The 21,762-nt window shown below is 68.9% G+C and carries 19 protein-coding genes; 16 read left to right on the top strand and 3 right to left on the bottom strand.

All coding sequences use genetic code 11. The features are described from left to right. Nucleotides 1-4: 4 nt before the first annotated feature. Nucleotides 5-901, bottom strand: coding sequence for a membrane protein (locus RHOOR92_RS0114395; RefSeq protein ID WP_027490572.1), 897 nt, complete (start codon nt 899-901; stop codon nt 5-7). Between the two features lie 93 nt (nt 902-994). On the opposite strand from RHOOR92_RS0114395, the gene RHOOR92_RS0114400 reads away from it, so the two are divergent. The 3 genes from RHOOR92_RS0114400 to RHOOR92_RS0114410 all read left to right on the top strand — a co-directional run bounded on the left by RHOOR92_RS0114400 (nt 995) and on the right by RHOOR92_RS0114410 (nt 4,357). After that, complete coding sequence (locus RHOOR92_RS0114400) at nt 995-1,465, top strand: Lrp/AsnC family transcriptional regulator (RefSeq protein WP_027490573.1); 471 nt, start codon at nt 995-997, stop codon at nt 1,463-1,465. A gap of 99 nt (nt 1,466-1,564) precedes the next feature. Further along, nucleotides 1,565-3,802, top strand: a complete 2,238-nt coding sequence (parC, locus tag RHOOR92_RS0114405) for a DNA topoisomerase IV subunit A (RefSeq protein WP_027490574.1) — start codon at nt 1,565-1,567, stop codon at nt 3,800-3,802. A 120-nt stretch (nt 3,803-3,922) separates the two neighbouring features. Further along, nucleotides 3,923-4,357 carry a hypothetical protein gene (locus RHOOR92_RS0114410; RefSeq protein ID WP_027484392.1) on the top strand — a complete coding sequence of 145 codons (435 nt, stop codon included), beginning with the start codon at nt 3,923-3,925 and terminating at the stop codon, nt 4,355-4,357. Between the two features lie 270 nt (nt 4,358-4,627). On the opposite strand, the gene RHOOR92_RS0114415 is transcribed toward RHOOR92_RS0114410, so the two are convergent. Then, the gene (locus tag RHOOR92_RS0114415) at nt 4,628-5,518 is read right to left on the bottom strand and encodes a LysR family transcriptional regulator (RefSeq protein WP_027490575.1); all 891 of its coding nucleotides are present in this window, start codon (nt 5,516-5,518) and stop codon (nt 4,628-4,630) included. Nucleotides 5,519-5,653: 135 nt separating this feature from the next. On the opposite strand from RHOOR92_RS0114415, the gene RHOOR92_RS0114420 reads away from it, so the two are divergent. The 4 genes from RHOOR92_RS0114420 (at nt 5,654) to RHOOR92_RS0114435 (ending at nt 8,328) form a co-directional block, all read left to right on the top strand. Then, nucleotides 5,654-6,262, top strand: coding sequence for an NAD(P)-binding domain-containing protein (locus RHOOR92_RS0114420; RefSeq protein WP_007507694.1), 609 nt, complete (start codon nt 5,654-5,656; stop codon nt 6,260-6,262). Nucleotides 6,263-6,299: 37 nt separating this feature from the next. Then, complete coding sequence (locus RHOOR92_RS0114425; RefSeq protein ID WP_027484395.1) at nt 6,300-7,034, top strand: SDR family oxidoreductase; 735 nt, start codon at nt 6,300-6,302, stop codon at nt 7,032-7,034. 230 nt (nt 7,035-7,264) lie between these two features. Further along, nucleotides 7,265-7,555 (top strand): biotin--protein ligase, encoded by a 291-nt coding sequence (locus RHOOR92_RS0114430; protein ID WP_027490576.1) that lies wholly within the window; start codon nt 7,265-7,267, stop codon nt 7,553-7,555. Next, nucleotides 7,552-8,328: a biotin/lipoate A/B protein ligase family protein gene (locus tag RHOOR92_RS0114435; RefSeq protein ID WP_027490577.1), complete on the top strand. Its 777-nt coding sequence runs from the start codon at nt 7,552-7,554 to the stop codon at nt 8,326-8,328. The genes RHOOR92_RS0114430 and RHOOR92_RS0114435 overlap by 4 nt, the downstream gene beginning before the upstream one ends. A gap of 40 nt (nt 8,329-8,368) precedes the next feature. Here RHOOR92_RS0114435 and RHOOR92_RS0114440 read toward each other — a convergent pair whose 3' ends face one another. Further along, the gene (locus tag RHOOR92_RS0114440) at nt 8,369-8,857 is read right to left on the bottom strand and encodes an 8-oxo-dGTP diphosphatase (protein WP_027490578.1); all 489 of its coding nucleotides are present in this window, start codon (nt 8,855-8,857) and stop codon (nt 8,369-8,371) included. A 150-nt stretch (nt 8,858-9,007) separates the two neighbouring features. Between RHOOR92_RS0114440 and RHOOR92_RS0114445 the strand changes: the two genes are divergently transcribed. The 9 genes from RHOOR92_RS0114445 to RHOOR92_RS0114485 all read left to right on the top strand — a co-directional run bounded on the left by RHOOR92_RS0114445 (nt 9,008) and on the right by RHOOR92_RS0114485 (nt 21,754). After that, nucleotides 9,008-9,778, top strand: a complete 771-nt coding sequence (locus tag RHOOR92_RS0114445) for a phosphodiester glycosidase family protein (protein WP_027484397.1) — start codon at nt 9,008-9,010, stop codon at nt 9,776-9,778. After that, the gene (locus RHOOR92_RS0114450) at nt 9,775-12,189 is read left to right on the top strand and encodes a penicillin acylase family protein (RefSeq protein ID WP_027490579.1); all 2,415 of its coding nucleotides are present in this window, start codon (nt 9,775-9,777) and stop codon (nt 12,187-12,189) included. Before RHOOR92_RS0114445 ends, RHOOR92_RS0114450 begins: the two co-directional genes overlap by 4 nt. A 118-nt stretch (nt 12,190-12,307) precedes the next feature. Next, entirely contained in the window at nt 12,308-13,387 is a 1,080-nt protein-coding gene (locus tag RHOOR92_RS0114455; protein ID WP_015448322.1) for an NAD(P)/FAD-dependent oxidoreductase, read from the top strand. Nucleotides 13,388-13,439: 52 nt separating this feature from the next. Further along, on the top strand, nt 13,440-14,507 hold the full coding sequence (locus tag RHOOR92_RS0114460) for an FAD:protein FMN transferase (protein WP_015448323.1): 1,068 nt from the start codon (nt 13,440-13,442) through the stop codon (nt 14,505-14,507). Beyond that, nucleotides 14,507-16,699 (top strand): NosR/NirI family protein, encoded by a 2,193-nt coding sequence (locus RHOOR92_RS0114465; RefSeq protein WP_027490580.1) that lies wholly within the window; start codon nt 14,507-14,509, stop codon nt 16,697-16,699. The genes RHOOR92_RS0114460 and RHOOR92_RS0114465 overlap by 1 nt, the downstream gene beginning before the upstream one ends. A 31-nt stretch (nt 16,700-16,730) precedes the next feature. Beyond that, on the top strand, nt 16,731-18,680 hold the full coding sequence (nosZ, locus tag RHOOR92_RS0114470) for a TAT-dependent nitrous-oxide reductase (RefSeq protein ID WP_027490581.1): 1,950 nt from the start codon (nt 16,731-16,733) through the stop codon (nt 18,678-18,680). Nucleotides 18,681-18,735: 55 nt separating this feature from the next. Further along, nucleotides 18,736-19,998 carry a nitrous oxide reductase family maturation protein NosD gene (locus RHOOR92_RS0114475; RefSeq protein ID WP_027490582.1) on the top strand — a complete coding sequence of 421 codons (1,263 nt, stop codon included), beginning with the start codon at nt 18,736-18,738 and terminating at the stop codon, nt 19,996-19,998. Next, nucleotides 19,995-20,924 (top strand): ABC transporter ATP-binding protein, encoded by a 930-nt coding sequence (locus tag RHOOR92_RS0114480; protein WP_027490583.1) that lies wholly within the window; start codon nt 19,995-19,997, stop codon nt 20,922-20,924. The genes RHOOR92_RS0114475 and RHOOR92_RS0114480 overlap by 4 nt, the downstream gene beginning before the upstream one ends. Continuing rightward, a complete protein-coding gene (locus RHOOR92_RS0114485; protein ID WP_027490584.1) occupies nt 20,921-21,754 on the top strand; it encodes an ABC transporter permease subunit in 834 nt (277 codons plus the stop codon). Before RHOOR92_RS0114480 ends, RHOOR92_RS0114485 begins: the two co-directional genes overlap by 4 nt. Nucleotides 21,755-21,762: the final 8 nt, after the last annotated feature.

Here is a 21,762-nt window from a genome sequence, read left to right on the forward strand (position 1 = left end):
GGGTTCAGCGCGGCGCCGCCCGGTGCAGGTTGATGCCCGCGATGACCATGGCGATGCCGGTCAACTCGGCCGGGCCCGGCAACTGGTGCAGCACCACGATGCCGATCGCACAGGCGGTGGCCGGCAGCAGCGCCAGCATCAGCGCGAACGTGGCGCGCGGCAGCCGCGCCATCGCCAGCTGGTCGCACACGTACGGGATCACCGACGACGACACGCCCACGCCGATGCCGGCGGCCAGCAGGCCGGGATGGGTGAAGGCCACCGCCGCCTCGCGCCAGCCCAGCGGCATCACGACCAGCAGCGCCACCAGCATTGCCGCGGCCAGCCGGTCGATGCCGTTGCCGCCGCCGTCCCTGGCGATGCGATGGCCGAGCACGATATACAGCATGAACAGCGCGCAGTTCGCGAAAGCGAAGGCAAAGCTGATGGCCGTGCCGGCGAGACGCACGTGGGTCAGCATGGCCACGCCGGCCGCCGCCACCGCGAGCGCCACCCCGTTGCGGCGCCTGTGCAGGCCGGCCCAGGCCAGCGCGATCGGGCCGAGGAACTCGATCGCGCCCACCGTGGCCAGCGGCAGCCGGTCGATCGCCAGGTAGAAGCAGACGTTCATGCCGCCAAGCACCGCGCCCAGCGCCACGATGTTCCAGCGCACTGCGGCGTTCTGCTGCGCGAAATAGCGCCAGGGCCGTCGCCACAGCGCGAAGATCAGCGCCGCGCTGGCGATCCGCAGCCAGGCCACGCCGAGCGGCGCGACGTGGGCGAACAGCAGCACCGCGAACGCGGGTCCCAGGTAATGGAAGATCGCGCTGACCAGGAAATACAGCGAGGGCGGCATGCGTTCGCCGGCCGCGAAGGGCGGCGACGGCGGCTCGATCGTGGTGGCATCGGATTCATGGTTCATGCCTCTACTTTTACAAACGATCGGCGCATGATCCATCCTGAAAAGAAGGAATCAGCGACCCATATTTTCTGACTTGAAAGCCGGTGACGCCTCATGCCTCAGATTTCCAATTTGCTGTCCGACCCTCGCAATATCGCCCTGCTGCAGGCGCTGCAGGACGATCCGCGCCAGCCCGTCACGCGGCTCGCCAGCCGTGTCGGCATGTCGGCACCGGCGGTGAAGGAACGCCTGAACCGGCTGGAGGAAACCGGGGTGATCCGCGGCTACCGGCTCGACCTCGACCCCAAGGCGCTGGGCTGGCCGGTCACCGCCTACGTGCGCGTGCGCCCGGTGCCCGGGCAACTGCCGAAGATCGCCGAGCTCGCGCAGAAGATCCCGCAGGTGGTCGAGTGCCACCGCGTCACCGGCGAGGACTGCTTCATCATCAAGGTCCACCTTGACGCGCTGGAACACCTGGACCTGATCCTCGACCGCTTCCTGCGCCACGGCCAGACCACCACCTCGATCGTGCAGTCCACCCCGGTACCGCTGCGCGCGCCGCCGCTGCCGACCCGCAGGCCCTAGCAGATCGCGGCCGAAACCGCGCCTACAAGAGCCTGCCGCTTTCTGGCACCATCGACCGGTTATCCCGCGCGTCGCGCGCCACTTCCCTGATCCAACCGCATGAACCTGCAAGCCAATTACGAACAGATCCCGCTGAAGGAATACGCCGAGCGGGCCTATCTCGACTACTCGATGTACGTGGTGCTGGACCGCGCGCTGCCGTTCGTCGGCGACGGCCTGAAGCCGGTGCAGCGGCGCATCATTTACGCGATGAGCGAGCTGGGCCTGGCCGCCACCGCGAAGCCGAAGAAATCGGCGCGCACCATCGGCGACGTGATCGGCAAGTTCCATCCGCACGGCGATTCCTCGTGCTACGAGGCGATGGTGCTGATGGCGCAGCCGTTCTCGTACCGCTATCCGCTGGTCGACGGCCAGGGCAACTTCGGCTCGCCGGACGACCCGAAGAGCTTCGCCGCGATGCGCTACACCGAATCCAAGCTCAGCCCGATCGCCGAGGCGCTGCTGGGCGAACTGGGCCAGGGCACGGTGGACTGGGTGCCGAACTTCGACGGCACCATGGACGAGCCGAGCTGGCTGCCGGCGCGCGTGCCGCACGTGCTGCTGAACGGCTCGATGGGCATCGCGGTGGGCATGGCCACCGACATCCCGCCGCACAACCTGCGCGAGCTGGCCACCGCGTGCATCCGCCTGCTGGACGATCCGGACGCCAGCGTCGCCGACCTGTGCGAGCACGTGCGTGGGCCGGACTACCCGACCGAGGCGGAGATCATCACCCCGCGTGCCGACCTGCTGGCGATGTACCAGACCGGCGGCGGTTCGGTGCGCGCCCGCGCGGTGTACCAGCGCGAGGAAGGCAACATCGTGATCACCGCGCTGCCGCACCAGGTCAGCCCGTCGAAGATCCTCGAGCAGATCGCCGCGCAGATGCGCGCGAAGAAGCTGCCGATGATCGAGGACCTGCGCGACGAGTCCGACCACGAGAATCCGATCCGGCTGGTGATCGTGCCGCGTTCGAACCGCGTCGACGCCGACGAGACCATGCAGCACCTGTTCGCCACCACGGACATGGAGAAGAGCTTCCGCGTCAACCTCAACATGATCGGGCTGGACGGCCGGCCGCAGGTGAAAGACCTCAAGCGCATCCTCACCGAGTGGCTTAGCTTCCGCACCAGCACCGTCACCCGGCGCCTGGAACATCGCCTGGCCAAGGTCGACCGCCGCCTGCACCTGCTCGAAGGCCTGCACATCGCCTACCTCAACCTCGACGAAGTCATCCGCATCGTGCGCAGCGAGGACGAGCCCAAGCCGGTGCTGATGGCGCGCCTCCGGCTCAGCGAGGAACAGACCGACTACATCCTCGAAACCCGCCTGCGCCAGCTGGCGCGGCTGGAGGAGATGAAGATCAACGCCGAGCGCGACCAGCTCGAAGAGGAGCGCGCGCGCATCAACGTGCTGCTGAAATCGCCGGCCAAGCTGAAGAGTCTGATCAAGGACGAACTGCGCGCCGATGCCGAGAAATTCGGCGACGCACGCCGCTCGCCGCTGGTCGAGCGCGAAGTGGCGCATGCGCTGGACGAGAGCGCGCTGGTGGCCAGCGAACCGGTCACCGTGGTGCTCTCGCAGAAGGGCTGGGCGCGCGCCGCCAAGGGCCACGACATCGACGCCGAGGCCCTGAACTACCGCGAAGGTGACGGCCTGCTCGCCGCGGTGAAGGCGCGCACGACACAGCAGGTCGCGTTCATCGACTCCACCGGCCGCGCCTACTCCACGCCGGCGCACACGCTGCCCTCGGCGCGCGGCAACGGCGAGCCGCTGACCGGCCGCTTCAGCCCGGCCGCGGGCGCCAGCTTCGACGCGGTGATCGCCGGCGACAACGACACCCGGTTGATCCTCGCCACCGACTTCGGCTACGGCTTCGTCACCCGCTTCGAATCGCTCACCGGGCGCAACAAGGCCGGCAAGCAGATCATCTCGCTCAGCGACGGCGCGAAGGTGCTGGCGCCGCAAATCAGCGCCGACCCGGCGCGCGATCGCATCGTGGTGGTCAGCAGCGAAGGGCATCTGCTGATGTTCTCGGTAGCCGAACTGCCTGAGCTGGACAAAGGCAAGGGCAACAAGCTGATCGAGATCCCGAAAAAGCAGCTGGCCGAGGGCGAGCGCGTGGCCGGCGTGACGGTAGTCAGCGAGGGCAAGGGCGAGGTCACGATGTACGCCGGCGCACGCAAGCTGACCCTGAAGTGGGCCGACCTGGTCGAGTACGGCGGCAACCGCGCCACCCGCGGCGGCCTGCTGCCGCGCGGCCTGCGCCGGGTGGAGCGAATCGAGACCACCGGCTGATCACGACTTGCGGGAGCAGGAACCCGGTCGGAGGAACTTGTCGACGTCCGGCCTTTCCAACAGGGACGTACACGCCGATGCGCCATCATGCGTTGACTACGTGACAACCCCGGAGTGTGCATGAACATCCCACGGCATCTCGTCGCCCTCGCCGCCAGCCTGCTGGCCACCACGGCGTGGGCGCAGACGGCCGGCAAGCCGTTGAACCTCAAGCTGCTGCCCAGCGACACCCCCGCCGCCAGCAGCACGGCCGCCAAGCCCGCTGCCAGCGCACCCGGCGTGTATTACGGCGACACCAGCGGACGCATGGGCAACAACGACACCACAGCCGCCGCGACGCCCACCGACGACTGCGACGACTACAGCTACAACCAGCCGCAGATGCACGGCAGCGTCGGGATGGGCGTGGTCGGCGGCAACCATGTCAGCGGCAACTACCAGACCGGCACGGTCAACCTCAGCAAGGCCTTCGGCAGCTGCGACCATCCCAGCGGCGGCGTCAGCATTTCGATTGGTGGCGGCACCGGCCATTTCAACGGCCGCCGCGACCACTGAAGCAGGAACCGCGTCCACTCGGACTTGGGGCCGGCCATGGCGCAGACGCGAACCTGGCGGCGCGCATAACGCACGGCGTTTTCCAGTACCGCGCCGAAAATCCCGGAGAGGTCGTGCGGGCCACGGCCAGGTCATGCTTGCGCGTCGTTGATCGCAATGGTATCTGACAGCACCGCCAAGCCGCCCGCTCAACTCCAGCGTTGACCGTCTGCTTCAGGCTGCGAGCGGCCATGAGCGGCAACGCATGCGCGCCTCTGCGACCGCATGCAGCTAAGGTCCCCCTAGCAGCGCGACCAGCCGCGACTCGCATGCTGAAAGATCGTACCCCTGACGCTGCGAGACCATGAACGTGAGCGGACCCATGTGCCAAGCACGACGCTCAAGTTCGACGAGCTCTCCGCTGGCCAGATCCTCGCTGACGAGGTGCCGCGGCAAGTGTCCCCAGCCGAGGCCGGCCTTGAGCAGGTCGCGCTTGGCGCCGAGGTCGTTGACCAGCCACTGGCGCTTGCCGGCAACGCCCTGCTGGGTCTTTTCTGCGCCGGGCTGGTTGTCGGTGACGACGATCTGGGTGTGTCGACCGAACTCGTCCACGGGGATGGGTTTGGGGGTCGAAGCGAGCGGATAGGATGGCGCGCATACCGTCACCATTTCCTCCTCGCGCAACCAGTGGCGTTCGATGGCGTCCGGATTCACCTCCGGCACGTTCTCGATCGTGACGGCCAGGGCGCACAGCTTTTCGAGCACCAGGTGCTCGCCGCCCTGCATGGTGGTGATGCGCAGGTTGATCGCGGCGGTCGGAAACTCCTGCTGCAGCGTGCGCAAGCAGTCGATCAGGTGGGTGCGTGGAAAGTAGGCATCCACCGCCACCGATACCTGCGGCACCCCCACCTTGGCGATCGCGCCGGCGCGGTTCTTCATTTCCTCGGTGCGTGAGATCACCGCACGCGCGTCCGGCAGGAGGCTGCGGCCCGCGGCGGTGAGCTTCGCCTTGCGTGTATTGCGCTCGAACAACTCGACATCGAACGCGCTTTCCAGCGCCTTGATCGCGTGGCTGATGGCCGACTGCGCGCGTGCCAGTTTCCGCGCCGCACCCGAGAAGCTCCCCTGGTCGCACACCGCAACGAACGCACGCAGCTGGTTGATGGTGACGTTGTCGAGCACGGGCTATCCAGAAAATAGATCGTATTAAGCGATGTTTCGTCAATTGTGTTGATACGTCAAGCGACCCAGATTGATGGGGCAACCGGCCCGAGCGGGCCGGCCCACTCCATCCCCGTACTGAAAAGGATCATCTCCATGAGCTACGCCATCATCGGTTTCGGCGCCATCGGTCAGGCCCTCGCCCGCGCTTTCGCCCGCAACAACATCGAAGTCTCCGTCGCCAGCCGGCGCGCGCCCGAAGCGCTGCTGCCGCAGGCGCAGGCGATCGGATCCACGGTCGTTCCCCGGACGCTGCAAGAAGCGCTCAAGGCGGACGTGATTTTCCTGGCCGTTCTCTTCGAGGGGCATCGCGAGGTCGCCAAGATGCTGCCGAGCTGGCAGGGCAAGACGATCGTGGATGCGATGAACGGTTTCGAGGGCCTGTCTTCTGCCGACGTCGCCAAGGCCTTCCCCGGCGCCCGCTTCGTGAAGGGCTTCAACCATCTGCCCGCGAGGACGCTGGCCGCCGATCCGAACGTCAACGGCAGCCACCGCGTGGTGTTCCTGTCGAGCGACGACCAGGCCGCCGCGGCGCAGGTGGCGGACCTGTCCGAACAACTGGGTTTCGCACCCGTCAATCTCGGGAAGCTTGCAGAAGGCGGCGCGCTGGTACAGGTGCGGGACAAGCGCTGGGCGCCGCTGATCTTCCAGGACCTGTTCAAGAACGAACCCGAGCGACCGGCGACCGCCGGCGCCGCATCGTAATCACCTATCTGTGCCATCCCGACCAAGGATCAAAGACGTGACCAGACTGAATGGAAAAACCGCCGTGATCACCGGTGGCGCCACCGGCATCGGCCGCGCGGCGGCAAAGCGTTTCATCGATGAAGGCGCCTTCGTCTTCATCTTCGGCCGCCGGCAGGAAGCGCTCGACGCTGCCGTGGCTGACCTCGGGCCCAACGCCCGCGCGGTGCAGGGCTCGGTCTCCGACGAGGCCGATCTCGACCGCCTCTACGCGGCGGTGAAGGCCGAGCGCGGCACCCTCGACATCGTCTTCGCCAATGCCGGGACGGGAAGCCTGCTTGCGCTCGGCGAGATCACCGCCGAACACATCGACGAAACGTTCGACACCAACGTGAAGGGCACGATTTTCACGGTGCAGAAAGCACTGCCGCTGATGGGCACGGGCGGTTCGATCATCCTGACCGGATCGAGCGCCGGCACCACTGGTGCCCCGGCATTCGGCGCCTACAGTGCGAGCAAGGCGGCCGTGCGCAACCTCGCCAAGACCTGGGCGGAGGACCTGAAAGGCACCGGCATCCGCGTCAACGTGCTGTCGCCCGGTCCGACGGCGACCGAACTGGCGAAGGCCGCGGTGGGCGAGGAGGGCCTGAAGGCCTTCGCCTCGATGAACCCACTCCAGCGCATGGCCGATCCGGCGGAGATCGGCGCGGTCGCTGCATTTCTCGCGTCGCCGGACAGCAGCTTCATGACCGCCAGCGAAGTCGCCGTCGACGGCGGCCTGGCGCAAATCTGACGCGCCAGGCCCGGCCGGCATCCACCACGAGCTTTTCAGAAGTCATGCCTGACGTGCTGCCCACGCAAAGCCAGAATTGCAAACATGTGCCGTGGGAATCGATCGCCAGGGTATTGACGCCGGAGATGCGCTGAACCCGCCCAAAAGCGGCGGCATGATGTCGCCGCCTTTGGCATGGCGGGCGCCACGAGGCACACTTACACAGATTCGAGGACATTCGGGACGCGTACATGCACGGCGAATACAAGATGCCCGGCGGCAAGCTGGTGGTGATCGACCTCACCGTGCGCGAGGGCCGTCTCGCCGACGTGCAGCTGAGCGGCGACTTCTTCCTCGAGCCGGACAGTGCATTGGAGGCAATCAACCGCGCGCTGGAAGGCCAGCCGGCGCTCGCCGACGAAGCGGCACTCGCCGCCGCCGTGAAGCAGGCGCTCTCGCCGGACGTGATGATGTATGGTCTGTCGCCTGAAGCCATCGCGGTCGCCGTGCGCCGCGCCTTGCACAGGGAAGCCGAAGCATGATGCGCACCGACTGGCGCGACCACGACTGGCAGCTGATCCACACCGCGCCGCAATCGCCCACCCTGCACATGGCGCTGGACGACGTGCTGACCCACGAGGTCGGCGCCGGCCGCCGCGCGCCGACCCTGCGCATCTGGGAATGGGCGTCGCCGGCGGTGGTGATCGGCCGCTTCCAGTCGCTGCGCAACGAAGTGGACGGCGAGGCGGCCCGGCGCCACGGCATCGAGGTGGTGCGCCGGGTTTCCGGCGGCGGCGCGATGTTCATCGAGCCGGGCAACACGATCACCTATTCGATCTACGCGCCGCAGTCGCTGGTCAAGGGGCTGTCGTTCCAGGAAGGCTACGCCTTCTTCGACGCCTGGGTGCTCGAAGCGCTCGGCGAACTGGGCATCAAGGCCTGGTACCAGCCGCTCAACGACATCACCTCCGAAGGCGGCAAGATCGCCGGCGCCGCCCAGGTGCACCGCGGCGGCGCGGTGCTGCATCACGTCACCATGGCCTACGACATCGACGCGGCGAAGATGCTGGACGTGCTGCGCATCGGCCGCGAGAAACTGTCCGACAAGGGCACCGTCAGCGCGGCCAAGCGGGTCGATCCGCTGCGCAGCCAGACCGGCCTGCCGCGCGAGGCGGTGATCGAGCGCATGATCGCGACCTTCCGCCGCCTGCACGGACTCACCGACCACCGCCTGCGCACGGACGAACTGGCCCAGGCCGAAGCGCTGGCACAGACCAAGTTCGGCAGCCCGGCGTGGCTCGCCGACGTGGCGTGAGCCTCCACTCCCGCTCCCGGCCGGGGCAACGGGATGAACGCTACAGCCGCGTGTACGACCACGATTGCATGCGGCCGTCCCGGTACGGCATCACGCCGTGGAACGGGCGCGGGTCGGCGTCGAACACCAGCGGCAGGAAATAGCGGTCGCCTTCCCACATCGGCAGCTCCAGCAGGCGCGTGCGCGCCACCCATTCCAGCGTGCCCTCGTGGTTGGCCGTCTGCGGCGTGCCGCTGTAGCGGTCGATCACGAAGATGAAACCCAGCCAGTCTTCGCCATGCTTGCCGAAGCCTGGCCAGTTCAACGTGCCGCGCAATTGCATCGACTCGCATTCGATGCCGGCCTCCTCGCGGATCTCCCGGCGCATGCACACGGCGATGTCCTCGCCCGGCTCCATCTTGCCGCCGAGGCCGTTGTACTTGCCCAGGTGCAGGTCGTCCGGCCGCGCGTTGCGGTGGATCATCAGCACCTCGCTGCGGTCGGGCGACAGCACGTAACCGAGCGTCGCCACTATCGGGGTATAGGGCATGGACGGGCACCGCGAAAAGAACCCAGTTTAGCGGCAGCCGCCGCACGCTGCAGGTGCGGACTTGCACCGGCGCGGCCGGGCGGCGACCATCGACGGATGCGCGTACCCGCTTCCCTGCCCCGTCCCTTTCCGGTTTCGCCGCTGCGACGCATGCTGCCGCGCGTGCTGCCGCTGCTGCTGCTTGCCGGCGTGTACGGCTGCGCGCCGGGCGCACGAGCACTGGACAGCCGCGAGCTGGCGTTCGAGGGCCAGAACTACCGCGTGGTGCACGTGAACCTGAAACGCGAGCAGCTCAGCCTGCACTGGCGCGAACCCGCCAGCGGCCAGCCGTTCGGCAGCATCGAGGCGCTGCGCCAGTGGGGCGAGGCGCGTGGCCAGCGGCTGCTGTTCGCGGCGAACGCGGGCATCTACGACCACAAGTTCGCGCCGCTGGGCCTGCACGTGGAGAATGGCAGGACCGTGGTGCCGCTGAACCTGGCGCACGGCAACCCGGCTTCGGGCAATTTCTCGCTGCTGCCGAACGGCGTGTTCGCCGTGTACCCGGACGGCCACGCCGCGGTGCGCACCAGCGCCGCGTTCAAGGCCGACGGCAAGAGCGCGCAGTGGGCCACCCAGTCCGGGCCGATGCTGCTGATCGACGGCAAGCTCAACGAGCAGTTCCTCGACGACTCGTCCAGCCTGAAATGGCGCAGCGGGGTCTGCGCGAAGACGCCCACCGAGGTGGTGTTCGCGGTGAGTGAGACGCCGGTGAACTTCCACGCGTTCGGACGGCTGTTCCGCGACAAGCTGGGCTGCCGCGACGCGCTGTACCTGGACGGCAGCATCTCGCAGCTGTACGTCGACGGCGAAGGCTACGCCGGCGCCCCGGCGTTCATGGTCAAGCCGTACGCGGGCATCTTCGCGGTGTTTTCCCGGCCATGACGGTGCGCCGCCGGCGGCTCCTGCGCGTCCTGCTGCTCGCCCTGCCGGCGCTGCTGCTGGCCGCCTTCGTCACCGGCTGGTATCTGCTCGCCGGCAGTCGCGCCCGGCTGGATGGAGCGCGTCCCGCCGCCAGCCTGGCCGCCGCGGTCAGCATCACCCGCGATGCGCTGGGCACGGTCACCATCGAGGGGAAGAACCGCGCCGACATCAGCTATGCGCTGGGCTACGTGCACGCGCAGGAGCGCTTCTTCGCGATGGACCTGATGCGCCGCCTGAGCGCCGGCGAACTGTCCGCGCTGGTCGGGCCGGCGGCGCTGAAGGTCGATCTCGACCATCGCCGCCATCGGCTGCGCGCGATAGCCGCGGCCGCGTACGCGCACTTGCCGCCCGCGGAGCGGCACCAACTCGACCGTTACCGCGACGGCGTCAACGCCGGCCTTGCCGACCTGCGCGTGCGGCCGTGGGAATACCTGCTGCTGGGCAGCCGGCCGCAGCCGTGGCGCGCGGAAGACAGCATGCTGGTGATCGCCGCGATGTACCTGGACTTGAACGGCGACGCCCGCAACGAGCGCGAACTGCGCATGGCGCAGATGCGCGCGGTGCTGCCCGGCCCGCTGGTGGATTTCCTGCTGGCGCCCGACCCCGACTGGGAGGCACCGTTGCGCGGCCGGCTGTCGCGCTCGCCGGTGCTTCCCGCCGCCGACGTGTTCGACCTGCGTCGACTCGCACCGGCGACCGGATCGTCGACGGCGCTGGCCGCCGCACTGGTGCCGGCGCTGGATGCGCCGCGCCCCGGCAGCAACAACTTCGCCGTCGCCGGCACGCTCACCGGCAGCGGCGCGGCGCTGCTGGCGAACGACATGCACCTGGGCCTGCGCGTGCCGAACATCTGGTTCCGCACGCGCCTGCGCTACCCCGACCCCACCGCGCCGGGCGGCCGGCGCGACGTCAACGGCGTCAGCCTGCCCGGCACGCCGGCGATCATCGTCGGCTCCAACGGCCAGATCGCCTGGGGTTTCACCAACAGCTACGGCGACTGGCAGGACTGGGTGCGCGTGCGGCGCGACCCGGCCGATGCTTCCCGCTACCGCGTGCCGGACGGCTGGGCGGCCATCGAAACCCACGACGAGCACATCCAGGTCAGGGGTCGCCCCGACACCATCCTCAAGATCGAGGACACCCGCTGGGGTCCGATCATGGGCACCGACACCGACGGCACGCCGCTGGCGCTGGCCTGGATCGGCGGCCGTCCGCACGGCTACAACCTCGACCTGATGCAGCTGGAGCATGCGCCCGACGTGGCCGCGGCGCTCGATCTGGCGCCGCATCTCGGCATGCCGCCGCAGAACCTGCTGGTCGCCGACAGCCGCGGCGAGATCGGCTGGACCCTCGCCGGCAACAGCGTCCCGTTGCGCGCCGGCATCGACCCGCTGCTGCCGTCGGATTGGTCCAGGCCCGGCAGCGGCTGGCAGGGCTGGGCTGCGCCCGCCAGCTACCCGCGTATCGAGAACCCCGCCGACGGCCGTCTGTGGACGGCAAACAACCGCACCGTCGACGGCGACGCGCTGACCCTGCTCGGCAACGGCGGCCACGACCTCGGTGCCCGCGCCCAGCAGATCCGCGACGACCTGCACGCCCGCCCCAGCTTCACTCCCGGCGACATGCTCGACATCCAACTGGACGACCGCGCCGTGTTCCTCTCCCGCTGGCAGCGCCTGCTGCAGGACACCCTGGCCGACAACACCGATCCATCGCTGCAGCCGCTGCGTCGGCTCACCGCCGCCTGGCGCGGACGCGCCGCCGTCGACAGCGTCGATTACCAGCTGGTACGCGCCTTCCGCCGCCAGGTCAGCGCGGCCGTGCTGGCACCGTTTGCCGCCCGCGTGAAACAGCGCTACGCGGATTTCGGCTGGCCCGGCGAGAACAGCGCCGAAGCCGCGGTGTGGACGCTGCTCCAGCAGCAACCCGCGCAACTGCTCGATCCGGCCTACCCGGATTGGCACAGCCTGCTCATCGACGCGGCGAAGCAGGTGACGGACGAACTCGGCCAACAACCCGGCGGCCTCGCTGCCCGCCGCTGGGGCAAGCACAACCGCACCGGCATCCGCCACCCGCTGTCCGCCGCCCTGCCGTCTTGGCTGGCCCGCTTCATCGACATGCCCGACCAGCCGATCTCCGGCGACAACAACATGCCGCACGTCGCCGCCCCCGGCTTCGGCGCCTCCGAACACCTCGATGTCGCCCCCGGCCACGAGGCCGAAGGCATCCTCAACATGCCCGGCGGCCAGAGCGACCACCCGCTGTCGCCGTATTTCGGCGCGGGTCACGCGGACTGGCTCCAGGGACGACCGACGCCGCTGCTGCCGGGCGCGACGCGGCACACGCTGGTGCTGCAGCCGGCCTCGCGCTGACGCAGCGCCCGCGTGCGGCATTGGACCGCACGAATCGCCCGGCCATATCTGATCGAAGTCAAAAGTACCGCCTTCGTGTGCGCGCATGATCCGCACCGTCCACACGGCGGATTCATCCATGATCAGCTGCGACACCGTCATCATCGGAGCGGGCCCGGTCGGCCTGTTCCAGGTTTTCGAGCTGGGCCTGCTGGGGCAGGATGCGCACGTGATCGATGCCGTGCCGCATGCCGGCGGCCAGTGCACGGAGCTGTATCCGGACAAGCCGATCTACGACATCCCGGCGTTGCCGGTGTGCAGCGGACGCGAACTGATCGAGCGGCTGCAGCAGCAGATCCGCCCGTTCGCGCCGAAGTTCCACCTGGGCCACACCGTCACCGCGCTGCAGCGCATGGACAACGGCCGCTTTCACCTGCGCACCAGTGGCGGCCTGGCGTTCAACGCCGGCGTGGTGATCATTGCCGGCGGCCTGGGCGCGTTCGCGCCACGCACGCTCGACCTGCCGGAAGCCGCGCCGCTGGTGGATCGCACGCTGCACTACAAGGTGACGCAGCCGGCGCTGTTCGACGACCAGGACATCGTGATCGCCGGCGGCGGCGACGTGGCGCTGGATTGGGCGCTGGCCCTGGTCGAGCGGGTACGCAGCATGGTGCTGGTGCATCGCTCGTCCAGCTTCCGCGCGGCGCCGGCCAGCGTGGCGCGCATGCAGACGCTGTGCGACGAGGGCCGCATGCAGTTCTGCGAAGGCGACATCGTCGGGCTGGAAACCAGCGATGAAACGCTGGCGCAGGTCCGCGTGCGCACGCGCAGCGGCATGGTCCGGCGTATCGAGGCGTCGCAGCTGCTGGTGTTCTGGGGCCTGCATCCGGCGCTGGGGCCGATCGCCGACTGGGGACTGGCGCTGGAGCGCCAACAGCTGGTGGTGGATCCGTCGACGTTGCAGACCTCGGTGCCTGGCGTGTTCGCGGTGGGCGACATCAATACCTATCCCGGCAAGAAGAAGCTGATCCTCTGCGGCTTCCACGAAACGGCACTGTGCGCCTTTGCCGCACATGCGCACCGGCATCCCGGCGACAAGGCGAACCTGCAGTACACGACCACCAGCCCGGCACTGCAACGGCGCCTGGGTGTGCGCGATACCGCAGGCGCCGACGTCGTGGCGCAACCGCCGCCACGGGTCGAAGCCAGCGCGGCCTGACGCTCCCCACCCTTTCGCATTCGCACCAAGACGCACGCCGGGAGGCCCTTCCATGCACGGCTCCATCGAACCCACCGAACCGCGCTCGCCCGAGCGCCGGCGACTGCTCCGGCAGGCCGGCCAGCTCGCCATCGCCGGCGGCCTGCTGGCCGGCGGCGGCTGGGCCGTGCTCAGGCGCAAGCAGAACCTGTGGCAGGTGCGCCGCGAGCGCACGCTGATGCAGACCTCGGTGGCGGTGACCTGCCTGGCCGACGACGTGCAGGCGGCCGGCGCGGCGATCGAGGCGGCGTTCGCGCGCATGGCCGCGACCGCCGCGCAGCTGACCCGCTTCGACCCGGCCAGCCCGCTGGCGCGGCTGAACCGCGACGGCCAGCTGGCGCAGGTGCCCGCGCAGCTGGACGCGGTGCTGCGCCAGGCGCTGTCGCTCTCGCGACTGACCGACGGCGCGTTCGACCCGACCGTGCTGCCGGTGCTGCGCTACTTCGAAACGCTGCGCGGTACGGCGACAACCAACGCGCACGAGCAGCGCGTGGCCGAAAGTCGCGACGCGCTGGTCGGCTACCGCGACCTCGCGCTGGACGCACGCGGCGCGCGGCTGCTGCGTCCGGGCATGGCGATCACCCTGGACGGCATCGCCAAGGGCCACGTGGTCGACCAGGGCATCGCCGCGCTGCGCGGCGCGGGCATCGAGTACGCCCTGATCGACGCCGGCGGCGACATCCACGCGATCTGCGGCAACGACCCCGAGCGGCACTGGAACGTCGGCATCGTCGACCCGCTCGACGTCAGCCGCGTGGCGGCGGTGCTGCAGCTGCGCAACGCGGCGCTGTCGACCTCGGGCAACTACCGGGTGTTCTTCTCCGCCGACCGGCGGCTGTTCCACATCGTCAACCCGCGCACCGGCTGGTCGCCGCAAAGCTACTCGAGCGTCACCGTGATGGCGCGGCGTTCGGTGCTGGCCGACGGCATGAGCACCGCAGCGTTTTCACTGGAGCTACCGCGGCTGTCGTCGTTGATGAACGCGCAGGACCACCAGTGGCTGGCCTTCTCGCGCAGCGGCGAGCAGCGCTGGCGCTCGCGCGAACTGCCGCTGATCGCCGGCACGGCGGAGCTGGCCTGATGCGCGACGCACGCTCCCGCTCCTTCATGGCCAGGCTGCTGCTCGCGCTGCTGTTGCTGCTGCCCGCCTCCGCGGCGCTGGCCGGCATCGACGCCCGCTTCCCTCAGTTGCACCAGGTGTTCCCCGAAGCCGACCGCTTCGGCGACGTCGAGGGCACCCCGCCCGCCGCGGCCGTCTATCACGGCGACAAGGTGATCGGCTACGTGTTCGAGACGGTGATGGTGGCGCCGGTGCCGGCCTACTCCGGCGCGCCGATCAACGTGCTGGTGTCGATCGGCACCGACGGCACCATTCGTGACGCGCGCGTACTGGAGCAGCACGAGCCGATCCTGCTGGTCGGCATCCCGGTGCAGAAGCTGTACGACTTCGTGGCCCGCTACGTCGGCCACCGCGTGGACGACCAGATCGTGGTCGGCGGCGGCGCCAGCGGCAGCGTGCGCATCGACGCGATCAGCAGCGCCACGGTGACCTCGATGGTCGCCAACGAGACGATCATGAACTCGGCGCTGAAGGTGGCCGCCTCGCGCCAGCTGATCGCCGGCGCGGCCGACACCGGCGCGGCCGCCGCGCAGGTGCGCGCCGACCACTTCGTGCCGGCCGACTGGCAGGCGCTGACCGGCAACGGCGCGATCGGCCACCTGCAGCTGGCGCGGCAGGCGGTCACCGACGCCTTCAAGGGCCAGCCGGAAAGCGGCCTGGTCGACGACCCCACCGCGCCCGCGCCCGGCCACGGCGCAGACACCTTCATCGACCTGTACTTCACCGACGTCACCCCGCCCACGGTGGGCCGCAACCTGCTCGGCGCCGCGGCCCACGCCGACCTGATGAAGCTGCTCAAGCCCGGCGACTCGGCGATCGCGGTGATGGCCAACGGCATCTACTCGTTCAAGGGCGTGGGCTACGTGCGCGGCGGCATCTTCGACCGCGTGCACCTGCTGCAGGACGGCAAGCTGGTGCTGTTCAAGGACGCCGACCTGGTGCAGCTGAACGACACCCCGCTGCGAGGCAAGCCCGACTTCGCCGAACAGGCGATCTTCATCGTGCGCCACGGCGGCAGCGGCTTCGACGCGACCCGGCCGTGGACGCTGCAGCTGATGGTGAACCGCCAGGTCGGCCCGCTGCAAAGCATCTACCACACCTTCACCCGCGACTACCGCATGCCGGCGGTCTACACCACGCGGCCGGACGCCGCCGAAGCGCAGGCAGACGCGCTGCCGGCCGATGCGCCGCTGTGGCAGAAGGTCTGGTACGGCCGCCGGGTCGACATCGCGCTGCTGCTGGCCGGACTCACCGTGCTCACCCTGATCCTGATGTTCCAGGACTGGATCGTGACGCGCCCGCACCTGCTCGAACGCCTGCGCGTGGGCTTCCTGATCTACACGCTGGTGTTCATCGGCTGGTACGGGCTGGCGCAGCTGTCGGTGGTGAACATCCTCACCTTCATCCAGGCGGTGCTGCACGACTTCCGCTGGTCCACCTTCCTGATGGATCCGCTGGTGTTCATCCTGTGGGTGTTCGTGGCCGCCACGCTGCTGCTGCTCGGGCGCGGCATCTACTGCGGCTGGCTGTGCCCGTTCGGCGCGCTGCAGGTGCTGGTGAACAAGCTGGCGCGCCGGCTGCACGTGCCGCAGTTCGAGGTGCCGCAGTACCTGCACGAGCGGCTGTGGGCGATCAAGTACATCCTGCTGCTGGTGCTGTTCGGGATGTCGCTGCAGTCGCTCAACCTGGCCGAGCACTACGCCGAGATCGAGCCGTTCAAGACCGCGATCACCCTGCACTTCGCCCGCTCCTGGGGCTACGTGCTCTACGCGCTGGCGCTGGTGGCGGTGTCGGCGTTCAACAACAAGTTCTACTGCCGCTACGTGTGCCCGCTGGGCGCCGGGCTGGCGGTGTCCGGCCGCTTCCACCTGTTCGAGTGGCTGCGCCGGCGCAAGGAGTGCGGCCGCCCCTGCCAGATCTGCGCGAACGAATGCGAAGTGAAGGCGATCAACGCGATCGGCCAGATCAACTTCAACGAATGCCATTACTGCCTGGACTGCCAGGTCACCTACGCCAACGACCAGAAATGCCCGCCGCTGGTGGAGCGCCGCAAGAAGCGCGAACGCGCCGCACGGCCGCTGCCCACTCCGGTGCTGACGATCATCCCGGCGGCGACGCCGGCAACCCCCGAGCCGGCGAAGGCCGCCGACTGACCCACCCACCTATCCAGAGGGATGGAGCGCCATGCACGACGAATCGAGCAACCAACCCGGCCAGTCCGGACAAGCTGCGGAACCGGGCAACCCTGCACGCCGCAACTTCATGAAGACCAGCGCGCTGGCCAGCCTCGCCGGCGCGGCGGGACTGGCGCTGGCGGCCTGCGGCCGCAACGGCGAGCACGCCGGCGTGGACGGCGACGAGCATGAGGACAAGCGCCGACACGAAAAAGGTGAGCACGCAGCGGCTTCCGACCACGTGCCGCCCGGCCAGCTCGATGAGTACTACGGTTTCTGGAGCGGCGGCCAGTCCGGCGAGGTGCGCCTGGTCGGCGTGCCCTCGATGCGCGAGCTGATGCGCATCCCGGTGTTCAACCCCGACTTCACCATCGGCTGGGGTGTCACCAACGAGAGCAAGCGCGTGCTCGGGCCGAACTTCCCGCCCGGCGGCGACTGCCACCACCCGCACATGAGCCAGACCGACGGCCACTACGACGGCCGCTACATCTTCATCAACGACAAGGCGCACACCCGCGTGGCGCGCATCCGCTGTGACGTGATGCGCACCGACCGCATCACCGAGGTGCCCAACGTGCAGGCGATCCACGGCCTGCGCGTGCAGCGCGCGCCGCGCACCGGCTACGTGTTCGCCAACGGCGAGTTCCTGGTTCCGGCGCCGAACGACGGCCGCGACCTGGAGGACCCGAAGAAATACCAGACCATGTTCAGCGCGCTCGACGGCGACACCATGGAGGTCGCCTGGCAGGTGCTGGTGGACGGCAACCTGGACAACACCGAGGCCGACTACGCCGGCAAGTACGCGATCTCCACCTGCTACAACAGCGAGGGCGGCATGGACCTGCCCAGCACGATGCAGGCCGAGCGCGACTGGGCGGTGGTGTTCGACATCGCGCGCATCGAGGCGGCGGTGAAGAAGGGCGACTTCAAGACCATCGGCGATTCGAAGGTGCCGGTGCTGGACGGCCGCCACGGCTCCTCGTTCACGCTATACATCCCGATCCCGAAGAACCCGCACGGGATCAACGCCAGCCCCGACGGCAAGTACGTGGTGGCCAACGGCAAGCTCTCGCCCACCGTCACCGTGATGGAGTGGAGCCGCATCGACGACTGGTTCGCCGGCAAGCTCAAGGACCCGCGCGACACCGTGGTGGCCGAGCCCGAACTGGGCCTGGGCCCGTTGCACACCGCCTACGACGGGCGCGGCAACGGCTACACCACGCTGTTCATCGACAGCCAGATCGCCAAGTGGAACATCGCCGACGCGATCGCCGCCCACGACGGCAAGAAGGTCAACTACCTGCGCCAGAAGATCGACGTGGCCTACCAGCCCGGCCACTGCCATACCTCGATGGGCGAGACCCGCGACGCCGACGGCAAGTGGCTGGTGTCGCTGAACAAGTTCTCCAAGGACCGCTTCCTGCCCACCGGGCCGCTGCACCCGGACAACGACCAGCTGATCGACATCTCCGGCGAGACCATGAAGCTGGTCGCCGACGGCCCGGTCTACGCCGAGCCGCACGACGTGATCCTGCTGCACCGGCGGCTGCTGATCGACAAGGTCAAGAAGAGCTGGGATCGCGACGATCCGTTCTTCGCCGAGACGGTGGCCATGGCCAAGCGCCACGGCATCAATGTGCTGGCCGACAGCAAGGTCATCCGCGAGGGCCGCAAGGTGTTCGTGTACATGACCTCGGCCGCGCCGATCTTCGGCCTGGGCAGCTTCAAGGTGAAGAAGGGCGACGAGGTGACCGTGGTGGTGACCAACATCGACGCGGTGGAGGACGTGAGCCACGGCTTCTGCATCGTCAACTACGGCATCAACATGGAGATCAGCCCCGGCGCCACCGCCTCGGCCACCTTCACCGCCGACAAGGCGGGGGTGTTCTGGTACTACTGCACGTTCTTCTGCCATGCGATGCACATGGAGATGAGCGGGCGGATGCTGGTCGAGGCCTGAGCCATGGCCGTGCCGCCGCGCAGCACGCGGCGGCACGGCATGACCTTCCGCTGCCATGCATACGCTTCGTTGCCTCGTCATCCTGCTGCTGCCGTTGCTGGCGCTGTCGGCACACGCGGACGAGTCGCTGGAACAGCTCGTGGCCGCGGCGCCGCCCGGCGCCACGATCAACGTGCCCGCGGGCGTGCATGCAGTGCATCTGAAGCTGGGAAAACCGGTCACGCTGGTCGGCGAACCCGGCGCGATCCTCGACGGCGGCGGTTCGGGCGACGTCGTGCGCATCGGCGCGTCGAACGTGACCGTGCGCAGCCTGACCCTGCGCCACAGCGGCAGCGACCTCACCGCGACGAACGCGGGCATCTTCGTCGAGCGCCAGGCGCGCGAGGTCACGCTCGATGGCAACCGCATCGAGGACAGCCTGTTCGGCATCTACCTCGACGGCGCGGCCAACGTCCGCGTCGCGCACAACGTGATCCGCGGCATGCGCAACCTGCGCGTGGCCGACCGCGGCGACGGCATCCACCTGTGGAACGACACCGGCTGCACCATCGAGAGCAACGACGTGGCCGGCACGCGCGACGGCATCTACGTCTACGTCAGCCCGCACAACACCATCGCGCGTAACGTGGTCCACGACGTGCGCTACGGCATCCACTACATGTACTCCCAGGACAACCTGCTGCTGGACAACGTCAGCCGCGGCAACCTCGCCGGCTATGCACTGATGTCCTCGCACCACCTGAAGGTGATCGGCAACAGTTCGGAGGACGAGAGCTCCTACGGCTTCCTGCTCAACTACATCGCGCACAGCGAGATCGCCGGCAACCGCGTCTACCGCGTCAACGGCCAGAGCGACGACGCCGGCGGCACCATCGACGGCACCGAGGGCAAGGGCCTGTTCGTCTACCTGTCGCAGTTCAACGACTTCCACGACAACCTCGTCGCCGACTCGCAGATCGGCATCCACGTGACCGCCGGCTCGGAGAACAACCGGTTGTGGGGCAACCACTTCATGGACAACCGCATCCAGGTGAAGTACGTGCAGAACCTCGCCCAGGAGTGGTCGGCGGACGGCCGTGGCAATTTCTGGAGCGATTACCTCGGCTGGGACCTGGACGCCGACGGCATCGGCGACGTGCCGTTCCGCCCCAACGACGGCGTCGACGTGCTGCTGTGGAAATACCCCACCGCGCGCAACCTGATGTCCAGCCCCGCGGTGCTGCTGCTGCGCTACGTGCAGCGCGCGTTCCCGGTGTTCACGCCACCCTCGGTGCAGGACAGCCACCCGCTGATGAAAGCTTCCCGGGCAACCCCATGAACCACGCGATCGAATGCGAGGCGCTCGTCAAGCGCTACGGCGCGCTCACTGCGCTGGACGGCGTCAGCGCCGGTGTGCCGCGCGGCCAGGTGATCGGCCTGCTCGGCCACAACGGCGCGGGCAAGTCCACGCTGATCAAACTGATCCTCGGCCTGATCGCACCCAGCGGCGGCCGGCTGCAGGTACTCGGCCAGTCGCCGTGGCGCGCGCACGCGCTGCGCCGGCGCATCGGCTACCTGCCCGAGAGCGCCACCTTCTACGGCAACCTCAGTGGCCGCGAACTGCTCGACTACCTGGCGCGGCTGAAGCAGGCGCCACGCGGCCAGGTCTCCGCCCTGCTCGAGCGCGTCGGCCTGGCACACGCCGCCGACCGGCGCATCGGCACCTACTCCAAGGGCATGCGCCAGCGCATCGGCCTGGCGCAGGCGCTGCTCGGCTCGCCCGAACTGGTGCTGCTGGACGAGCCGACCACCGGCCTCGATCCGCAGGCCACCCGCGAGCTGTACCGCATCGTCGGCGAGCTGCGCGCGGATGGCCGTTGCGTGCTGGTCTCCTCGCACCTGCTGGCCGAGCTGGAGCCGCACATCGACGGCGCGCTGATCCTGCGCCAGGGCCGATTGCTCGCGGCCGGCAGCCTGCATGCGCTGGGCGAGGCGGCCGCGCTGCCGGCGCAGGTGCTGTTGCGCCCGCGCGAGCAGGCCATGCCGGAATTGCTCGCGCGCCTTGAAACGGGTGGCCTGTCGGCGCGGCCGCGCCCCGACGGCCGGCTGGAACTGCAGGTGCCGCGCGCCGGCAAGCTGCGCACGCTGCGCGAGCTGCTGGCCGATCCGGCGATCGTCGATCTCGACGTGCGCGAACCGACGCTGGCGCAACTCTACGACTGGCTCGGCGCCGGCCCGCCGTCCAACGCACAGGTGACCGCATGAACCCGATCCTCACCGTCGCTGCCAAGGAGTTCCGCGACGACTTCCGCAACCGCTGGACGGTCGCGCTCACCGTGCTGTTCGCGCTGCTGGCGCTGGGCATCGCCTGGTTCGGCAGTGCCGCCGCCGGCCGGGTCGGCTTCACCTCGTTCGACGCCACGCTGGCCAGCCTGACCACGCTGGGCGCCTTCGTGATTCCGCTGATCGGCCTGCTGATCGCCTACGACACCATCGTCGGCGAGCGCGACGACGGCACCTTGCTGCTGATGCTCAGCTATCCGCTGGCACGCGGCCAGCTGGTGGCCGGCAAGTTCCTCGGCCACTGCGGCGCGCTGGCCGCGGCCACGCTGGCCGGCTTCGGCCTGGCGGTGGTGATCATGCAGTGGATGCAGCCGCCCGCGCAGGCGCTGCAGGCGTGGCTGCCGATCGGTCGTTTCATCGTCAGCGCGTCCCTGCTCGGTGCCTGCTTCGTCGGACTGGCCTGCCTGATCAGCGTGCAGACCGCCGACAAGTCGCGCGCCGCCGGCCTCGCACTGATCGGCTGGCTGGCGAGCGTGGTGCTGTTCGACCTCGCGCTGCTGGCGCTGCTGGTGGTCAGCGGCGGCAACCCGGTCGAGCGTGCGGTGTATCCGTACCTGCTGCTGCTCAACCCGGTCGACGTGTTCCGCCTGGTCAACCTCACCGCCTTGGGCGACGGCGCCGGCAACGACCTGCTGACCGGCATGACCGCCCACCACACCTATTCGCCGCTGCTGCTGAGCCTGGTGCTGCTGGGCTGGGCGGCGGCGCCGTTTGCGTGGGCGATGCTTGCGTTCCGGCGCAAGGAAATCTGAAGGAGCCC

Origin of the sequence: Rhodanobacter sp. OR92 (assembly GCF_000427545.1) — a bacterium.
GTDB lineage: Bacteria > Pseudomonadota > Gammaproteobacteria > Xanthomonadales > Rhodanobacteraceae > Rhodanobacter > Rhodanobacter denitrificans.